Below are 620 nucleotides of genomic sequence, written 5' to 3' on the forward strand. Positions count from 1 at the left end.
AAGCATCCGTTGTTGCAGATGACGGATGGCTGTCTGCTGCTGAGATTCTCTTCGCAAGATTATCAGCAGGTTACCGCCAGAGAGGTCTGACATGTCTTGCCCCATATTAGAACTCGCACAGCAACTGATTAAACGGCCGTCCTTAAGCCCTGATGACGCCGGCTGCCAGGCGATTATATCGGCCCGCCTGCAGGCGCTGGGTTTCACCCTTGAACCGATGCCTTTCGGCAACACGCTCAACATATGGGCCTGGCGTGGCCAGGGCCGTACCTTGGCTTTCGCCGGTCATACCGATGTGGTGCCGACCGGCGATACACAACATTGGGATAATCCGCCGTTCAAGCCGACGTTACGTGACGGCCTACTTTACGGCCGCGGCGCGGCAGATATGAAAGGGTCGCTGGCCGCCATGGTAGTAGCCGCCGAACGCTTTGTCGCTCAACATTCGCATCACCAGGGCCGGCTGGCGTTTCTGATTACCTCCGATGAGGAAGCCGACGCACTGGACGGCACGGTCAAAGTAGTGGAAGCATTGATAGCCCGTCAGGATCAGCTGGACTATTGCCTGGTAGGTGAGCCGTCTAGCAGCCATCAGGTCGGTGATATTATCAAAAACGGCC

General features: G+C 57.1%; 1 protein-coding gene. It reads left to right on the forward strand.

What is annotated here, in order from left to right; genetic code table 11:
* Window positions 1-91: 91 nt before the first annotated feature.
* A partial coding sequence (locus BG74_RS15425; RefSeq protein WP_439895622.1) for a M20/M25/M40 family metallo-hydrolase occupies window positions 92-620 on the forward strand: 529 nt, incomplete at its 3' end.

This window comes from Sodalis-like endosymbiont of Proechinophthirus fluctus (assembly GCF_001602625.1).
GTDB lineage: Bacteria > Pseudomonadota > Gammaproteobacteria > Enterobacterales > Enterobacteriaceae.